The sequence below is a fragment of the Microbacterium sp. NPDC012755 genome (assembly GCF_042901325.1).
In the GTDB taxonomy this organism is placed as follows: domain Bacteria; phylum Actinomycetota; class Actinomycetes; order Actinomycetales; family Microbacteriaceae; genus Microbacterium; species Microbacterium natoriense.
In genome coordinates this window covers 2,326,027-2,343,348 of sequence record NZ_JBIBCT010000001.1, presented here as the reverse complement: position 1 = coordinate 2,343,348, position 17,322 = coordinate 2,326,027, and the positions used below count along the sequence as shown (strand labels likewise).

13 protein-coding genes are annotated in these 17,322 nt (G+C 70.8%); 3 read left to right on the top strand and 10 right to left on the bottom strand.

The features are described 5' to 3' along the window. The first annotated feature begins 49 nt into the window (after positions 1-49). Entirely contained in the window at positions 50-1,933 is a 1,884-nt protein-coding gene (locus ACFY5A_RS10820) for an ABC transporter ATP-binding protein (RefSeq protein ID WP_387233892.1), read from the top strand. A gap of 75 nt (positions 1,934-2,008) precedes the next feature. On the opposite strand, the gene ACFY5A_RS10815 is transcribed toward ACFY5A_RS10820, so the two are convergent. Both ACFY5A_RS10815 and ACFY5A_RS10810 read right to left on the bottom strand, forming a co-directional pair. Beyond that, entirely contained in the window at positions 2,009-3,166 is a 1,158-nt protein-coding gene (locus tag ACFY5A_RS10815) for a DUF4232 domain-containing protein (protein ID WP_341939854.1), read from the bottom strand. A 191-nt stretch (positions 3,167-3,357) separates the two neighbouring features. Further along, positions 3,358-5,220: a phosphoenolpyruvate carboxykinase (GTP) gene (locus ACFY5A_RS10810; RefSeq protein WP_387233889.1), complete on the bottom strand. Its 1,863-nt coding sequence runs from the start codon at positions 5,218-5,220 to the stop codon at positions 3,358-3,360. A 111-nt stretch (positions 5,221-5,331) separates the two neighbouring features. Between ACFY5A_RS10810 and ACFY5A_RS10805 the strand changes: the two genes are divergently transcribed. Beyond that, complete coding sequence (locus ACFY5A_RS10805) at positions 5,332-6,774, top strand: XRE family transcriptional regulator (RefSeq protein WP_105676123.1); 1,443 nt, start codon at positions 5,332-5,334, stop codon at positions 6,772-6,774. A 30-nt stretch (positions 6,775-6,804) separates the two neighbouring features. On the opposite strand, the gene ACFY5A_RS10800 is transcribed toward ACFY5A_RS10805, so the two are convergent. Next, positions 6,805-7,872 carry a winged helix DNA-binding domain-containing protein gene (locus ACFY5A_RS10800; RefSeq protein WP_387233886.1) on the bottom strand — a complete coding sequence of 356 codons (1,068 nt, stop codon included), beginning with the start codon at positions 7,870-7,872 and terminating at the stop codon, positions 6,805-6,807. A gap of 37 nt (positions 7,873-7,909) precedes the next feature. Next, complete coding sequence (locus ACFY5A_RS10795) at positions 7,910-9,358, bottom strand: glyceraldehyde-3-phosphate dehydrogenase (RefSeq protein ID WP_387233883.1); 1,449 nt, start codon at positions 9,356-9,358, stop codon at positions 7,910-7,912. Positions 9,359-9,505: 147 nt separating this feature from the next. Here ACFY5A_RS10795 and ACFY5A_RS10790 point away from each other — a divergent pair, with 147 nt between their 5' ends. Next, positions 9,506-10,828 (top strand): amidohydrolase, encoded by a 1,323-nt coding sequence (locus ACFY5A_RS10790; RefSeq protein WP_387233880.1) that lies wholly within the window; start codon positions 9,506-9,508, stop codon positions 10,826-10,828. 322 nt (positions 10,829-11,150) lie between these two features. Here the strand turns inward: ACFY5A_RS10790 and ACFY5A_RS10785 are convergent, their stop codons facing one another. The 6 genes from ACFY5A_RS10785 to ACFY5A_RS10760 all read right to left on the bottom strand — a co-directional run bounded on the left by ACFY5A_RS10785 (position 11,151) and on the right by ACFY5A_RS10760 (position 17,278). Beyond that, positions 11,151-12,134 carry a methyltransferase dimerization domain-containing protein gene (locus ACFY5A_RS10785; RefSeq protein ID WP_387233877.1) on the bottom strand — a complete coding sequence of 328 codons (984 nt, stop codon included), beginning with the start codon at positions 12,132-12,134 and terminating at the stop codon, positions 11,151-11,153. Positions 12,135-12,241: 107 nt separating this feature from the next. Further along, positions 12,242-12,892 carry an alpha/beta fold hydrolase gene (locus ACFY5A_RS10780; RefSeq protein WP_387233875.1) on the bottom strand — a complete coding sequence of 217 codons (651 nt, stop codon included), beginning with the start codon at positions 12,890-12,892 and terminating at the stop codon, positions 12,242-12,244. 106 nt (positions 12,893-12,998) lie between these two features. Continuing rightward, positions 12,999-13,586 carry a TetR/AcrR family transcriptional regulator gene (locus ACFY5A_RS10775; RefSeq protein WP_387233872.1) on the bottom strand — a complete coding sequence of 196 codons (588 nt, stop codon included), beginning with the start codon at positions 13,584-13,586 and terminating at the stop codon, positions 12,999-13,001. 20 nt (positions 13,587-13,606) lie between these two features. After that, positions 13,607-14,440: an ATP-binding cassette domain-containing protein gene (locus ACFY5A_RS10770; RefSeq protein WP_341939860.1), complete on the bottom strand. Its 834-nt coding sequence runs from the start codon at positions 14,438-14,440 to the stop codon at positions 13,607-13,609. 115 nt (positions 14,441-14,555) lie between these two features. Beyond that, a complete protein-coding gene (locus tag ACFY5A_RS10765; protein WP_387233869.1) occupies positions 14,556-16,340 on the bottom strand; it encodes a dipeptide/oligopeptide/nickel ABC transporter permease/ATP-binding protein in 1,785 nt (594 codons plus the stop codon). Next, positions 16,337-17,278: an ABC transporter permease gene (locus ACFY5A_RS10760; protein ID WP_105676105.1), complete on the bottom strand. Its 942-nt coding sequence runs from the start codon at positions 17,276-17,278 to the stop codon at positions 16,337-16,339. The genes ACFY5A_RS10765 and ACFY5A_RS10760 overlap by 4 nt, the downstream gene beginning before the upstream one ends. Positions 17,279-17,322: the final 44 nt, after the last annotated feature.

The following is a 17,322-nucleotide window of genomic DNA, read 5'->3' as shown; positions in this document are numbered from 1 at the left end:
GACACGAAGTACGGTCGAAGTACCCACCCCTCTCAGATCGAGGTTCCGCATGTCCAGCACGGCGACGACACGCCGACGCGGACGCGGCGCGCCGCAAGACGGTCCCCGCGCCACGTTCCGCCAGCTCCTCCCCTTCCTCTTCGAGCACAAGCGCACGCTGATCGTCGTCGCCGTGCTCAGCGTGTTCGGCGCCGCGACCTCGCTCGTCCAGCCCCTCCTCGTCGGCCAGGTCATCGAGGCCGTGCAGTCGAACAGCGGCCTCGGCATCCTGATCTGGCTGCTCATCGGGTTCGTCGTCGTCTCCTCGATCATCTCGGGTTACCAGCACTACCTCCTCCAGCGCACGGGCACCGCGGTCGTCCACTCGAGCCGCCGCAAGCTCATCGCCCGCATCCTGCACCTGCCGATCAGCGAGTTCGACGCCCGCCGCACCGGGGATCTCGTCTCGCGCGTCGGCACCGACACCACGCTCCTCTACGCCGTGCTGACGCAGGGCCTCGCGGATGCCGTCGGGAGCGCGATCCTGTTCGTCGGCGCCCTGATCGCGATGCTGCTGATCGACCCCCTGCTCCTGCTGCTCATCGTGATCGTGATCGGCGTGTCCGTCATCGTCGTCGTGGCCCTGAGCGGACGGATCCGCACCGCGTCCACCGCGCAGCAGGTCAAGGTGGGCGAGCTCGCCTCCGGCGTCGAGCGTGCGGTGGGCTCGATCCGCACCGTGCGCGCCTCCGGCGCCACCGAGCGCGAGACCGAGAACGTGTCCGCACTCGCCGCCGACGCGTACGGCATCGGCGTGCGGATCGCGAAGATCTCCTCGCTCGTCGTGCCGATCGCCGGCATCGCCCTGCAGCTGTCGCTGCTCGTGGTCCTGGGAGTCGGCGGCTTCCGTGTCGCCGCGGGCACGATCACGATCGCCTCCCTGATCACCTTCATCATGTTCCTCTTCATGCTGGTCATGCCGCTCGCCACCACGTTCGGCGCGATCACGTCGGTGAACCAGGCGCTGGGCGCGCTCGGACGCATCCAGGAGGTCCTCGACCTGCCGACCGAGACGCAGGACGACGAGGCCATCGCGGCATCCGTCCCCCGCGATGAGACGGATGCCGCCGCGCCCGCCGTCGAGTTCCGCGACGTGCGCTTCCGCTACCCGGAGAACGTCGTCGCCGCTCGGGAGAAGGCCGCGCGCGAGGCGCGGACCCTGCTCGCCGACGCGCACCTGGAGTCGGCGGACGACCCGGCGCCCTCACCTTCCCGCGAGGTCCTCCGCGGCGTGTCCTTCACGGTGCCCCGCGGCGCCCGCGTGGCTCTCGTGGGCCCGAGCGGCGCCGGCAAGAGCACAATCCTCTCGCTGCTGGAGCGCTTCTACGACCCCACCGGAGGGTCGATCCGACTCCACGGACACGACGCCCGCACCTATCCGCGCGACGAGCTGCGCGCGCAGTTCGGCTACGTCGAGCAGGACGCCCCGACCCTCGCCGGAACGCTGGCGGACAACCTGCGCCTCGCGGCCCCGACGGCATCCGACGCCGACTGCGAGCGTGTGCTGCGCGCGGTCAACCTCGGCGAAGTGCTGGAGCGCGATCCCCTCGGTCTCGACGCCCCCGTCGGCGAGGACGGCGTGATGCTCTCCGGCGGCGAGCGCCAGCGTCTCGCCATCGCGCGGGCACTGCTCACCGACGCGCCGATCCTGCTCCTCGACGAGTCGACCTCGTCGCTCGACGGCGTGAACGAGCAGCGCATGCGCGAGGCCATCGACGCGGTCTCGACGGACCGCACCCTGGTCGTGATCGCGCACCGACTGTCGACCGTCGTCGACAGCGATCAGATCATCGTGCTGCAGGACGGCGTGGTCGCCGGCACCGGCACGCACGCCGAGCTGGTCGAGTCGACTCCCCTGTACCGCGACCTCGCCCGTCACCAGCTGCTGGCCTGAGTCCGGCCGGCGCACGCCGCCGAACGCGGACTGCCGCGTCGGTCGGTGCCCAGCGCGAGAGCTCGGCCGGTCGGCTCAGCTCCCGGAAGGAGCGGCGATCTGCCAGGCCGTCACGTGCACGGTCGCACCGGGGATGATGTCGAGTGAGATGTCCGTGGCGGACCGCAGCTCCCCCGGACGCACGGCGATCCACACGCTGCGGGCGGCGAGCTGACCGTTCACCGAGTTCGCGTCCCAGCCGATGACGGCGGAGGCCGTCTCGCCGGGCTGGAGGGTGACGGGTGCGGGTCCAGGGTCCTGCGCCATGAACGCGCCCCCGTGCTCGACGATCACGTCGAGCAGATGCCCGTTCTGGTCGCCGTACGCGACATCGGGATACCCCTCGACGACGCACGGCTCCTCGGAGACGTTCACGAGCTGGATCCACTGACCGCGATGCCCGGTCGCGGCGTCGGTCCCCGGGGCGGTCAAGAACGTGTCCTCCGCGGTGCACGCGCCGTCGGGGGCCGCCCCCTCGGCCGGGGCTGCTGCCGGCACCGGCTCGCCCGGCGCATCGGGGTCTCGCGGAGCGGCGCCGTCGGGATCGGCCAGTTCCTGAGCCTCGACCTCGGCCGCGGCCTGGTCCTGTCTCAGCTGCTCCTGCGCCGCGTTGTTCCCGGCCTCGGCCGCGACGGGCAGCGCGACCAGCGCGACCGCGACGACGGCCGCCAGCACCACGCTCCGCGACCGGAGACGCTCGGCAGGGGTGGCATCCGCCTCCCGCCCCCGCCCTGCCTTGAGGAAGACCAGAGCGGGGAGCCAGCCGACCAGCGCCGCCCACCAGGTCGTCGACATCGTGAACCCCGTGCTCCCCGCGGCGCCCCTGATGCCCGACCAGCTGATCGCCGACGCGACGCTGCCCAGATCCAGGGCGGCGCCGATCGCGAAGGCCGTCAGCACCGCGGCGAGCCAGGCGGCCGCGAAAGCGGTGCGTCCCGTCGCCGTCGACTCCCTGCTCGTCGAGAACCAGGAGGCGAGCAGCGCGAACCCGCCGACGAGCACGACGAGCGTCAGCACGTGCTCGACGATCGCCCAGCCCACGGGGCTCCCGAACATGCCCCATCGCATCGGCGACGGGAGCAGCTGCCCGAGCGTCGCCAGGCTCCCGCCCGCCCCGGACAGGACGTACGGCAGCCAGCCGCAGAAGAACCACAGGACGGCGAGCACGCCGCCCCCGATCAGACCTCGACGCATCGCACTTCCCCCCGGCAGCACCGCGCGGACCGCGGATATCACGACCCTATCGCCGTGAACTCCCCGGTCCGGGGATTCCGCATGCGCGAAGGCGGGATGCCGGAGACCACTCAGCCATGGGTTCGTCTCGAGCATCCCGCCTTGGCAGAAAGGAGGGCGCCGTATCCCCCGATGGCGGCGCCCCGTCCGTGTCAGGCGTTCGACAGCCTGTAGCGCAGCGATGCCAGCTCGGCGCGCAGCGCAGCGGGCAGCTTGTCGCCGAAGGTGTCGTAGAACGCCTCCGTGAGGTCGGCCTCGGTCTTCCACGCCTCGGCGTCGACCGAGAACAGCTCCTCGAGGTCCGCCTCGGGGACGTCGAGTCCGTCGAGGTTGAGGTCCTCCGTGCGGGGCAGGCGACCGATGGGGCTGTCGACCGCGGTGACCTCACCGGAGATGCGGCGGATGATCCAGTCGATGACGCGCGAGTTGTCGCCGAATCCGGGCCACAGGAACCGGCCGTCGGAGCCGCGGCGGAACCAGTTGACCTGGAAGATCCGCGGCGCGCGGTCGAAGCGGAGCGTGCGTCCGACCTTCAGCCAGTGCCCGAAGTAGTCGGCCATGTTGTATCCGCAGAACGGGAGCATCGCGAAGGGGTCGCGGCGCAGCTCGCCCACCGTGCCCTCGGCGGCGGCCGTGCGCTCGGACGAGATGTTCGATCCGAGGAACACACCGTGCGTCCAGTCGGTCGCCTCGACGACGAGCGGGACGTTGCTCGCGCGGCGTCCGCCGAAGAGGATGACGTCGAGCGGCACCGCCGCCTCCCAGTCCTCCGAGATCTGCGGGCACTGCGCGGCCGACACCGTGAAGCGCGAGTTCGGGTGCGCGGCGGGGCGTCCCGAGTCGGGCGTCCACTCGTTGCCCTCCCAGTCGATGAGGTTCGCCGGCGCCTCGTCGGTCAGACCCTCCCACCAGACGTCGCCGTCGGGGCGGAGCGCCACGTTCGTGAAGATCGTGTTGCCCCAAAGGGTCTCGACCGCGGTGACGTTGGTCGACTCGCCGGTTCCGGGTGCGACGCCGAAGAAGCCGGCCTCGGGGTTGATGGCCCACATGCGGCCGTCCTCACCCGGGCGGATCCACGCGATGTCATCGCCGAGGGTCTCCACCTTCCAGCCGGGGATCGTCGGGCGGAGCATGGCGAGGTTCGTCTTGCCGCAGGCGGAGGGGAACGCCGCGGCCACGTGGTACGCGGTGCCCGCGGGGTCGATCACGCGGATGAGCAGCATGTGCTCGGCGAGCCAGCCCTCGTCGCGGGCGATCACCGAGGCGATGCGCAGGGCGAAGCACTTCTTCGCGAGGATCGCGTTGCCGCCGTAGCCCGAGCCGAACGAGTAGACCTCGAGCGTGTCGGGGAAGTGCACGATGTACTTCTCCTCGTTGCACGGCCACTCGACGTCGGTCTGTCCAGGCTCGAGCGGGGCTCCGACGGAGTGGACCGTCTTGACCCACGGCGCGCCCTCGGCGATCTGGCGGGTGACGGCGTCGCCGACGCGCGTCATGATGCCGATCGAGGCGACGGCGTAGGCGCTGTCGGTGACCTGGACGCCGATGTGCGACAGCGGGCCGCCGACCGGGCCCATCGAGAACGGCACGACGTACATGGTGCGACCGCGCATCGATCCCTCGAAGATCTCGGTCATCTTCTCGCGCATCTCGGCGGGGGCGGCCCAGTTGTTCGTGGGGCCGGCATCCTCTTCGCGCTCGGAGGAGATGAACGTGCGGCCCTCGGTGCGGGCGACGTCGCTGGGGTGCGAGCGGGCGAGGTAGGAGCCGGGGCGCCACTCGGGGTTGAGCTTGATGATCTTGCCCTCGTCGACCAGTCCGCGCAGCAGCCGGTCGTTCTCGGCGCGAGAGCCGTCGACCCAGTGGATGCTGTCGGGCTGCGTGAGAGCGGCGATCTCGTCGACCCAGGCGGTCAGCTCCGCCATCGCGGGGGTGTCGTAGGTCGGCGCCGTCCCGAACGTGCGCGCGGGGGCGACGGATGCTGCTCGAGGGGTGAAGATCTCGGCGATGGCCATGACTGCTGCTCCTTTGAGTGGGGGGCGTTGCATCCATCTTCTTCTGGGTTGAGGGCGATTTTCTGACGAATCGGGCGATAAGAATCTCAATTCTTTCGATAGGATCAAGGAATGGCGACCTCCGGCATCCACCTCACGACCCTCGGCCACCGCATCCGTCACCACCGGCTGGAGAACGGCTACACCCTCGATGAGCTCGGCGCCCTGGTCGGCGTCGCCGGCTCCCAGCTGAGCCTCATCGAGAACGGCAAGCGCGAGCCGAAGCTCTCCCTGCTGCAGGCGATCGCGCAGGCCACCCGCACCGAGGTCACTGACCTCATCTCGGGAGAGCCGCCGAACCGCCGCGCCGCCCTGGAGATCGAGCTCGAGCGCGCGCAGGAGAGCCCGGTGTTCCGCCAGCTGGGCATCGCACCCGTCCGCGTCACGAAGGGCATGAGCGACGAGACGATCGAGTCGCTGCTGGGGCTGCACCGCGAGCTGCAGCGCCGCGAGCGCGAGGCCATCGCGACTCCAGAGGAGGCGCGCAGGGCGAACACCGAGCTCCGCCTGCGCATGCGCGCCCAGCACAACTACCTCGCCGACATCGAGAAGCTCGCCGAGAAGCATCTGCGGGCCGCAGGGCACGTGCAGGGCGCGCTCACCCACCGCACGGTGAGCATCATGGCCGAGAAGCTCGGGTTCGAGCTCATCTACGTGACCGATCTTCCCCACTCGACGAGGTCGGTCACCGACCTCGAGAACGGACGGATCTACCTGCCCCCTGCGTCCATCCCCGGCGGTCACGGCCTGCGGTCGATGGCCCTGCAGGCGATGGCCCACCGACTGCTCGGCCACACGCCCCCCACCGACTACGCGGACTTCCTGCAGCAGCGCCTGGAGATCAACTACTTCGCGGCATGCTGCCTCATGCCGGAGACGGCATCCGTCGCCTTCCTGCAGCAGGCGAAGAAGGACCGCAACCTCGCGGTCGAGGACTTCCGCGACGCGTTCGGCGTCACGCACGAGGCGGCGGGCATGCGGATGACGAACCTGCTCACGCAGCACCTGGGGATGCCGCTGCACTTCCTGCGCGTCGCGGCGAACGGCGCGATCACCCGCGTCTACGAGAACGACGACCTGCCGCTGCCCATGGACGTCACGGGCGCCGTCGAGGGGCAGCGCGTGTGCCGCAAGTTCCAGGCGCGCGGTGCGTTCACGCAGCAGAACCGCACCACGGAGCACCACCAGTACACCGACACCCCCTCCGGGACGTTCTGGTGCTCCACGCAGACCGGCTCGGCGACCGACGGCGAGTTCTCGGTGACGGTCGGCGTGCCGTTCGACGACGCGCGCTGGTGGCGCGGGCGGGAGACCGCAGACCGCGCCGTCTCGACCTGCCCCGACGAGGCGTGCTGCCGCCGGCCTCCGTCCGACCTCGCTGAGCGCTGGAGCGGGAAGGCGTGGCCGAGCGCCCGCGTGCACACGCACATGTTCTCGCCGCTCCCCCGCGGCGCCTTCCCCGGTGTCGACGACAACGAGGTCTACAACTTCCTCGGGCGGCACGCCGACGAGTGAGCCCTGACGACGCGTCGACGCGAAGAGGGATCAGCGGGCGACGAAGTCGCCGTACCGGCTGAGCGCCGCGTGGACGGCATCCGGATCCAGCGCCGCGTCGAAGGGCTCGGCGATCGGCGCATCGCGGTGCCGCCCCACGGCGGCGGAGTGGGTCCATGCTCCGGCGATGCGCCCGCCCGCGAGCAGGCTCGCCCTCACCATCCCGTTCTTGCCTGGGCCGATGCGCGCCATGGCGTCGGCATCGGCGACAGGGGTGCGGTCGGCGTAGGAGATGTAGTACTCGTCGAACATCGGCAGTGCGCGCAGCTCGGCGTCATCGACCCCACGACCACGACGCGGCCGCACGGCGGACACGAAGAGCCCCTCCTCGACCTCGGTGACGCGATGCCGGGCACGCTCGACCGCCTCGCGAGCCGCGCCGAGGGTCAGCCCCGACCACCACGCGAAGTCCGCGGCGCCCGCGGGGCCGTGGCCGTCGATGTAGCGCACGAAGAACTCCGCCAGCGGGTCGTCCGGCGCGACGGCATCGGGCAGGTGCTCATCGGCCAGCACGAACAGCTGCTCACGTCCGACCGCTCCGTCGCGCGCAACCACCGGCCCCTGCACGAGGACGCCGTCGACGCACAGCGCGCCGATGAGGTGCACCCCGCGCTGCGCCGACGGGTCGATGCCCAGCGCCGCGATGTCGTCGAGCAGCTGCGCCCGCGTTCTGCCGCCGTCGGCGAGGCGCTCTCGAAGCGCCCCTCCGACACGGGCGAGCATCTCCCCGTCGATGCCGAGCTCCCGGTGCCTGCCCGCGACCTGCTTGCGCTGCCGCTCGCCGGTGATCGAGAGCACCCAGCGCAGGTCGGCGGCGGGGATGATGTGCAGCGTTCCCCGCATCGTCCACGACCGCACGAGCTCGCCGCGCGCGAAGGCCCTGTCGACCGCGGAGAGCGCTGGCGCCCCGCTCGTCCGGATGCCGAGAGCCCACCGACCGGCGAGGAACTCCTGACCCTGCACCGCGAGCATGTGCGAGGCGGCATCCGTCACGGTGCGCGCGGGCGCGGTGAGCCTGTGGGAGCGGAGCCGTTCGGACAGCAGGGCGCTGGGCGTCATGCCCCCATACTGCCGTGCGGCGCCGACATCCGCCCGCTCAGCCCTCGAGCGTCACCGTGCGGCGCGCCGGCAGCACGACGGGGTGCGACCCCGCCATCGTCTCCAGCACGCGGATCACCTGGCAGGAGTATCCGAACTCGTTGTCGTACCAGACGTAGAGGATCAGCGTGTCCTCGTCGGCGATCGTGGCGAGGCCGTCGACGATCCCGGCGCGGTGCGAGCCCACGAAGTCGGTCGAGACCACCTCTGGCGACTCCACGTAGTCGATCTGCTGACGCAGGCGCGAGTGCAGGGAGACGCGTCGGAGGTAGTCGTTGACCTGGTCCTTCGTGGCGGGGCGCGCGATCGTGAGGTGGAGCACCGCGAGCGACACGTCGGGGGTGGGAACGCGGATGGAGCTGCCCGTGAGCTTGCCCTCCAGCTGCGGCAGCGCCTTGGCGACGGCCTTCGCGGCCCCGGTCTCCGTGATGACCATGTTGAGCACCGCGGAGCGGCCTCGACGGTCGCCCTTGTGGAAGTTGTCGATGAGGTTCTGATCGTTCGTGAACGAGTGGACCGTCTCGACGTGCCCCTTGACCACGCCGTAGGCCTCGTCGATCGCGGCGAGCACCGGCGTGATCGCGTTGGTGGTGCAGGATGCGGCGGACAGGATGCGGTCCGCATCGTCGATGACGCCGTCGTTGATGCCGTGCACGATGTTCTTGAGCGGGCTCTTCCCCGGTGCGGTGAGCAGCACGCGTGCGACGCCCGTGGAGTTCAGGTGCTGCGAGAGACCGGCCTCGTCGCGCCAGCGTCCGGTGTTGTCGACGACGATCGCGTCGTGGATGCCGTACGCCGTGTAGTCGATGGCGCCGGGGTCGTCGGAGTAGATCACCTGGATGCGGGTGCCGTTGGCGATGATCTGCTCGGCCTCCTCATCCACGGTGACGGAGCCGGCGAACCGTCCGTGCACCGAGTCGTGCAGGAGCAGCGAGGCGCGCTTGACGAGGTCGTTCTCCGAACCGCGGCGCACGACGATGGCGCGCAGGCGGAGCCCGCTGCCGCCGCCGGTGTGGGCGATGAGGATGCGGGCGAGCAGGCGCCCGATGCGGCCGAAGCCGTACAGCACGACATCGGTGGGCTCTGCGGCGACGGCGCCGACCGCGGGGGCGAGCACCTCTTCGAGGTAGGCGCTGAGCTCCTGGCCGCTGTCCGCGTGCCCTTCGGCGAGACGGGCGAGGTCGAGGGAGGAGGCGCCGGGGGTCAGCGCGTGCACGGCCTCCAGCACGGCGAGCGTGTCGTCGAGGGCGAGCGGGGCGTGGCCGAGCCGCTCGACGCGGTCGTGCACCTCGACGATGCCCGTGGCCGAGAGCCCGAGCAGGCGGTGCCCGTGCAGAGACGTGATCACGTCGTGCTCGCGCTTGAGCGCGCCGATGAGGGGGATCATCCGCTCGGCGAGTTCTTCTCGGGCGGTCCAGTCGTCGCGCTGTGCGTCGGTCATCTGCATCCTTGCATCTGTGTGGGCGCGCCGAGGGGTCGCCGGCGCGCGGAATTGCCGGGTGAGCTTCGGGGGTGATACCAGGGTACGCGCCGCCGACACGCCCTCGCGAATCCTCTCGCGCTGCGGAATCTTTTCGTCTACGCTGGTGGAATAATGAGTACGACAGTCGCCGGCGACGACGCCGATCTGATCATCCGCGGTGGACGCATCCGCACCTTCGACGCTGCGGGCACGACGGCATCCGCCCTGGCCGTCCGCGGGGGACGCATCGTCGCGCTCGACGCGGATGCCGAGGCCCTGCGAGCCCCCTCGACCGTCGAGCTCGACGGCCGCACCGTCGTCCCCGGCATCAACGACGCCCACCTGCACGCCGCCTGGCTGGGAGCCCGCTGGCCGCACCTCTTCTTCTCCGACACGCCGCCGGAGCATCAGCCGTCCGGCACCCTCGTGTCGACCGCCGCCGAGCGCCGCGCCGCCCTGCGGCACGCGTGGAGCCTCCTCGCCGAGCTCGGCATCACGAGCTACACCGAGCCGGGCATCGGCCCCGGAGAGGACGACGGCGAGACCGGATGCTTCGGCACCGACATGCTCGACGCCTACGTCGCCCTGCACCGCGAGGGCGCGCAGACCTCACGGGTCACCCTGCTGCGGCTCTTCGGCACGATCGACGGCGAGAGCACGCTCGCGGACTTCGAACGCGGCATCCACTCCCCCGCGCCGGAGACCGACGCGCGATGGCTCTCGATCCCCGGAGTCAAGATCTTCGCCGACGGCATCCCCCCGATGGCCACCGCGTGGGTGTGCGAACCCTACGCCGACGGATCGACGGGCCACCTCCTCACCCGCGGCGACGACCCGCTCGCGGCCTTCCGCCGCATGATCGAGCTCGCGGCGGGCGGCGGCCTGCAGGTCGCCGTGCATGCCACGGGCGACCGCTCGATCGAGGAGTTCCTGCGCGTCCTCGAAGCGCTGCCCGCCCCGCCGAGGGCACCGCACTACGTCGTGCACGGCGATCTCGCGACGCACGATCAGATCGCGCGGCTGCGCGCCATGGGGGCTGGTTTCGCCGTGCAGCCGATGATCGCCGCGCACACGCATGCCTGGGCGGGAGCCCAGCTGGGCCCCGAGCGCCTCGCCGCGGCGTGGCCGCTCGCCGAGATGCTGTCGTCGGGCGTGCTCACGACGATCACCAGCGACGCGCCCATCGCCTCCCCCGACTGGCGCCTCGGCCTCGACGCCGCGCTCGATCTGCTCGGCTCGGACGACATCGCGACCCGCACGGCGCTGCTGCGCCGGATGACGACGGATGCCGCACGCCAGGACGGCGCCGCCGAATGGAAGGGCTCCCTCGAACCGGGGAAGGTCGCCGACCTCACCGTCCTCGACGAGGATCCCCTCGAGCCCGGCCGCGCCTTCGCGTCGATCGGAGTCGCCAGGACCATCGTCGAAGGACGCACGGTCTTCGCGCGCGACTGAGGTCGTGCGCACCTCCCCGCGTTTCGACTCGCTCCGCTCGCTCAACGACCCGCGAAAGCGATGACCGACGAACCCCCGCAGAGACGAAGACCGAGAAGCCCCGCGACTGAGGGCGCGCGCCCCTCACCGCGTTTCGACTCGCTCCGCTCGCTCAACGACCCCCGCGAAGGAAGCCCGGCCGTTGAGCGAGGAGCGCAGCGACGAGACGACGCGCCAGCGACGACGACACCCGCCCCAGGAAAACGGCGGGCGACACGCTCTCGCGTGCCGCCCGCCTCTCTGATCCCCCTCGGACCAGCTCAGCTCCCCTCTCGGGGAAGATTCACACCGCGGTGGCGACGAGCACGCGCGGGCTGGCGGGGAGCGCGATCTTCTCGCGCACCTGCCATCCGGCATCCGTCAGCCATCCGCGCACCTCGGACTCGGGGTACACGACCGTGCCGTCGATCACGAGGTACTCGCCCGCGTGCAGCGCGTCGATGCCCCGCTGCTCGGCGTCGTCGTCGAGGAAGAAGTCCAGCACCGTCAGCGTCGCCCCCGTCCGCGCGGCGGCACGCAGGTTACGGAAGATCTGCGCGTTCTCCTCGGCGCTGAAGCGGTGGATCACGTGGTTCGCGAACACCGCGTCGTACTCGCCCTGCGGCGTCGCCGTCGCCGTGTCGCCGACCTCGACCACGGCCCGTTCGGCGACCCCTGCCTCTTCGATCGCCTCGGCGATGCCGCCCTCGAATCCGGGAGCGTAGACGAACGTCGTGTGGAGCTCGGGGTTCTGCGCCATGGCCGCGAGCGCGAAGCCGGCGGAGAGGCCGCCGAAGTCGAGGGCCTTCGCGGCTCCCGCGAGGTCGACCAGGCGGCCGAACTCCTGCGCGTGCAGGGCGTTGTAGGTCATCACGCCGGCCATGAACGTCGCCCAGCGCGCATCGTCCATCTGCAGGTCGCCCGGCTCGGTCGTGTCGACGGTGTGCGAGAACTGCAGCCAGTGCGGGTAGCTGATCTCGCCGAGGAACGTGAGGAAGGGCGCCAGGTCGATCGCCGAGTCCGCCCCGGTGAGGTAGGCCGCGGCATCCGGCGCCACGCCGTAGACCCCGTCGGCGCGCGTGAGCAGCCCCTTCGCGGCCATCGCGTCCGCGAGGATGCGGGCGATGCGCTCGCTCACGCCGCAACGCTCTGCGATCGCGGAGACCGTGTCGGCGCCGCCAGCGACGGCGGCGAAGAGTCCGATCCGGCTCGCCTCGAAGAGCTGCTTCGAGGCCATGTAGCCCGTCGCGATGTCCAGGATCCGTGCGGCGTCGGGGGTGTTCGTCATGGTGAGTGCCTTTCGTGAGGATGCGCAGGATGCGCTCAGATGCAAAGGAGTGTCTACAGTTGTAGGAATTTGAGGATGGGGAAAGCCCCGAACGCGATCCGCACGCGTCAGTCCGCGAGGAAGTCGCGCACGGCGGCGCGGAACTCCGGTGCATGCAGTGCGGCGAGATGGTCGCCGGGCACCCGGACCGCACCGGCATCCGGCAACAGCGCGGCGAGGTCGTCGATGCCCGCGGCCATGCCGTCCTCGGCGCCGCCGATCAGCAGGACGGGCTGCGTCGGGCCCCCGCTCGCGGGGGTGAACGGCTCGGCGGCCAGCCCCTCGATCAGATCGAGCAGCTCACCGGCGCGATTGCCGGGGAGGGAGACCATGTGCAGGATCATCCCGGTCAGCGGATCCGCCGGAGACGCTCCTCCGTCGAGGGCCGAACGCGCGGCCGCGAGATCCACCGAGGCGAAGGGCTCGCCAGCGGCGAGTCCGCCGAGCACGAGCCGTCGGACCCGCACGGACGGATGCCGCGCGAGATCCCACGCCAGCCGTGCCCCGAGCGAGTAGCCGACGAGATCGACCTCCTCCTCGCCCACCGCGGACGCGATGGCGTCGAGCACCCGTGACGTCGGCGCCGTCCCCGACACCGGGCTGGAGCCGTGCGCCGGCAGATCGACGACGAGGGCCGGTCGGTCTCCGAGCACGCCCTGCCACTCGGCATCCGGCCAGTCCAGGGCTCCGGACGACGCGAGGCCGTGCAGGAACACCACAGGGCGACCTGAGCCGGGACGGCGGTGAACGGAAAGGGTAGGAGTCACGGCGCGCCGTCCTCTCGGATCAGGCGCGTCGCCGCCGTCGGAGCGGCGTGCGCTCCGACTAGCGCAACCGCGACAGGAACTGGTCGATGTAGGCCTGGTAGTCGGCGACCCGGTCGCCGTCGGGGTACATGAGGTTGATGACGGTCGCGCCGACGGCGACCGAGATGTACTCGTTCGCCGCGGCCGTGTAGTCCTGCTCCCGGATCGCCCCCTCGTCGCGCGCCGCCTCCATGCGGGCGATCAACGAGGTGCGCCAGTTCGCGAGGTGGCTGCGGTACAGCTCCGCCAGGGACTCGTTCGACATCGCGTACTCCCACAGCGCGAGCAGCACCCGACCGGCCGCGATCTGCTCCGCATCCCGAGGGATCGTCGCCTCCAGCCACCCGCGCAGCGCGTCCTCCGCCGACGCCGACTCCGCGGTGTCTGCGGCCACGCCCTCGGCCATCTGCTGCAGGATCGTCTCGAACGTCGCCGCGACGATGCTCTCCTTGCCGGGGAAGTAGTGCTTCAGCGCCCCGTTCGCGAAGCCCGCCTCCGCGGCGATACTGCGCATGGTGGCAGCCTCGAAGCCCCCCTTGAGGATGATGCTCTTCGCCACCTCGACGATGTCCCGCCGACGCTGGTCGTGATCGATGATCTTCGGCATGGCGTCCTTTCAGCCTGGTGCTACCGTACAGCCGCATCGCGCACCTCCCGGAGAGCCAGCCATCGGGCACGCCGTTCGCGCTGCGCGGCGGGGTCGGCGACCGGCGACGCCAGCCGCAGACGCTCGGAGTACGGATGCTGCGGGTGACGCGTGACCTGCTCGCCCTCGCCGATCTCCACGAGCTCGCCGCGGTACATCACGGCGACGCGGTGGCAGACGCGACGCACCACGCCGAGGTCGTGCGACACGAAGAGGTAGGCGACGCCCGTGTCGCGCTGCAGTTCGATGAACAGGTCGAGGATCGTCGCCTGGGTGGTGAGGTCGAGCGCGCTCACCGGCTCATCGCACACGATCAGCCGCGGGCCGCGCACAAGCGCCCTGGCGATCGCGACGCGCTGCCGCTGCCCGCCGGAGAACTCGCTCGGGTAGCGTTCCATCGCGGTGCTCGGCAGCCGCACGCGGTCGAGCATCTCGCGGACCTTCGCCGCCGCCCCGTTCGCGCCGATCCCGGTCGTGAGCAGGGGCTCGGCGAGGATGTCGCCGATCGTCATCGCCGGGTTGAGCGAGCCGTACGGGTCCTGGAAGACGACCTGGATGTCGTCGGCCAGCGCGCGGCGACTGCGCCCTCCGAGTCCGCCGATCTCGCGCCCGTCGAAGCGGATGCTCCCCGAGGTCACCGGGGCGAGCCCCAGGATCGCCTTGCCGAGCGTGGACTTGCCCGATCCGGACTCCCCCACCAGCCCCAGGCACTCCCCCGGAGCGATGTCGAGGGACACGCCGTGCAGGGCGCGGAAGGCGCTGCGCCCTCGGCCGTACTCGACGACGAGATCGTTCACTTCGAGCAGAGCGCTCATGCGGACACCTCCGGGGATCCGAATTTCGGACGCTTGCGGGAATCTCGGACGATCCCGGCCGAACTCTCCGAGAAACGCGCGAGCGTCCGAAATCCGGAGGACGGATGCTGCGGAGTCATGCGGACACCTCCGTGGTGCGTGCGGCGTCGAGCGCCGCGCGCCCCTCCGCGTCGTCGAGGGATGCGGCGATCAGCTCCCGTGTGTACTCCTCGGCCGGATGCGCGAACAGGTCGTCGACCTGACCGGACTCGACGATGTCACCCCCGCGCATCACGATCACCCGATCGCAGATGTCGGCGACGACACCGAAGTTGTGAGTCACGATCAGCAGCGCCATGCCGTACTCGGCCTGCAGTTCACGCAGCAGCTCGAGCACCTCGGCCTGCACCGTCACGTCGAGCGCGGTGGTCGGCTCGTCGGCCACGAGGAGCGAGGGCTTGCCTGCGATCGCGCCGGCGATGAGCACGCGCTGCGCCATGCCACCGGAGACCTGATGCGGATAGCTGCGCATGACCCGGTCGGGATCGGTGAGGCCGACCCTGATGAGCATGGCCCTGGCCCGCTCCTTCGCCGCCGCCCTGCTCAGTCCGTGCGTGCGACGCAGCGGCTCGACGAGCTGGTGGCCGATCGTGTACGAGGGGTCGAGGTTGCTCATCGGCTCCTGCGGCACGTAGCCGATCTCGCGGCCGAGCAGCGCCTGACGCTGTGTCGCCGTCGCATGACTGACGTCCTCGCCGCCGATCCAGATCGCATCGGCCTCCGCCCGGCCGGTCGACGGCAGCAGGTCCAGCACGGAGAACACCGTCTGCGACTTGCCCGAGCCGGACTCGCCGACGATCCCGACGACCTCGCCAGGGGCGACGTCGAGCGTCACGCCGTGCACGACCTCGGTCTCGCCGGTCGGCGTCGCGTGCACGACGCGCAGGTTCTCGACGCGCAGCGCGGAGTCGGCCGCCTGGTGACGTGCGGTTCCGGTGGCCGGCGTGGAGGGGCGCGCCGCGGCATCCGCTCTGCGCCTCGCCACCCGGGGGGTGCGGACCTGCACGAGCTCGGCGAGCGTCGATCCCATGATCGCGAGCACCGCGATCGTCACGCCGAGCGCCGTCGACGGCCACAGCAGCATGAGCGGATAGGTGAGCATGAGACGGAAGCCCTCGAGCATCATGGCTCCCCAGCTGGGGACGTTCGAGTCGCCGATGCCGAGGAACTGCAGGCCGGCCTGCATGCCCATCGCGATGCCCGCGGTCAGGGCGGTCTGGATGATGACGGGCGGGTACACGGCCTTGATCACGTGGCGGAAGATGATGCGCCCGTCGGAGAGGCCGGAGACTCTGGCCGCGTCGATGTAGGTCTCCCCGCGCACGGCGAGGGTCTGCGACCGCGAGATGCGGAAGTAGCCGGGCACCATGAAGACGCCGACCGTCGCCATCAGGACCTCGAAGTTGTTGCGGCTGCCCGCGGCCACGACGAGGAGGATGATCATGCCCGGGATCGACTGCAGCGCATCGCTGATCCACGTCGCCACCCGGTCGAGCACGCCGCCGAAGTAGCCGGCGGCGACGCCCGACGGCACGCCGATCACGAGGGCGACGACGATCGTGATGAGCGCACCCCAGATCGTGGTGCGGGTTCCGTAGATCAGCCGGCTCAGGATGTCGCGGCCGGTGGAGTCCCCGCCGAGCAGGTGCTCCGGCCCGGGGGGCGCCTTGGCCGCGGCGAGGTCGACGAGGTTCGGGTCCATCGGCGCGAGCAGCGGCGCGAACACGCCGACGAGCACGATGAGGAGGAAGATCGCGAGCGGGATCCAGCCGCCCGGATGCCTCAGGAAGCGGCGGAACAGGCTCGACCGGCGCTTCTGGGCGGCGCGGTCGAACGCCACGCGGATGTCGGTCGTTATCATGCGACGCGCACCTTCGGGTTGATCCAGCCGAGCACGAGGTCGAGCAGGAGGTTGATCAGGATGACGAAGACGATCGAGATGACCGTGATGCCGAGGAGCATCGGGATGTCGCCGTTCTGCGAGGACTGGTTGGTGAGCTGACCGAGTCCGGGAAGGCTGAAGATCTGCTCGACGACGATCGCCCCCGAGAGCAGGCCGACGAACATGAGCGCGATGACGGTGAGCGCCGACGGAGAGGCGTTGCGCAGGATGTGCAGGTTCACCCGCGCCGGCGAGAGTCCGCGGCTGCGGAGCGTGCGCACCCAGTCCTGGCGGGTCTGGGCGATCACCGCGTTGCGCAGCTGCTCGGACACCGCGACGATGCCGCCCAGGGCGAGCGAGATCGCGGGGAGCGTGATGGACCGCAGCCACCCGTCGACCGACTGGGTCGGCGTCACGTAGCCCACGGCAGGGAACCACTTCAGCTGCACGGCGAACCACATCACCAGCACGAGGCTGATCCAGAATCCGGGGAGGGCGAAGAGGACGACCGAGACGCCCTTGATGACCCGGTCGAACCAGGTGCCAGGGCGGAGACCCGTGATCATGCCGAACACGACGCCGACGACCGCGGTGATCAGGGTCGCGAAGGTCACGACCGACAGGGTCACCGGGACCTTGATGGCCAGCTGCGCGCCGACCGGCTGGAAGTTGCGCCAGGAGGTGCCGAAGTCGAGCAGCACCGCGTGCGACAGCCAGTCCCAGAACTGCACGAGCAGGGGCCGGTCCAGGCCGATCTTCTGCGCCAGCGCCTCCTGCTGCGCCGGGCTCGCCGTGGTGCCGAGCAGGGCGGCGGTGGGATCGCTGATCGCCAGGTGGGCGAGGAAGAACGTGCCGATCGACACCGCGACCAGCAGCAGGATGCCTGACAGCACGCGCTTCGCCGTGAACAGGAGCATGGGGACCTCTCGGGGGTCGGAGGGGGATCGATCGGCATCCGGTC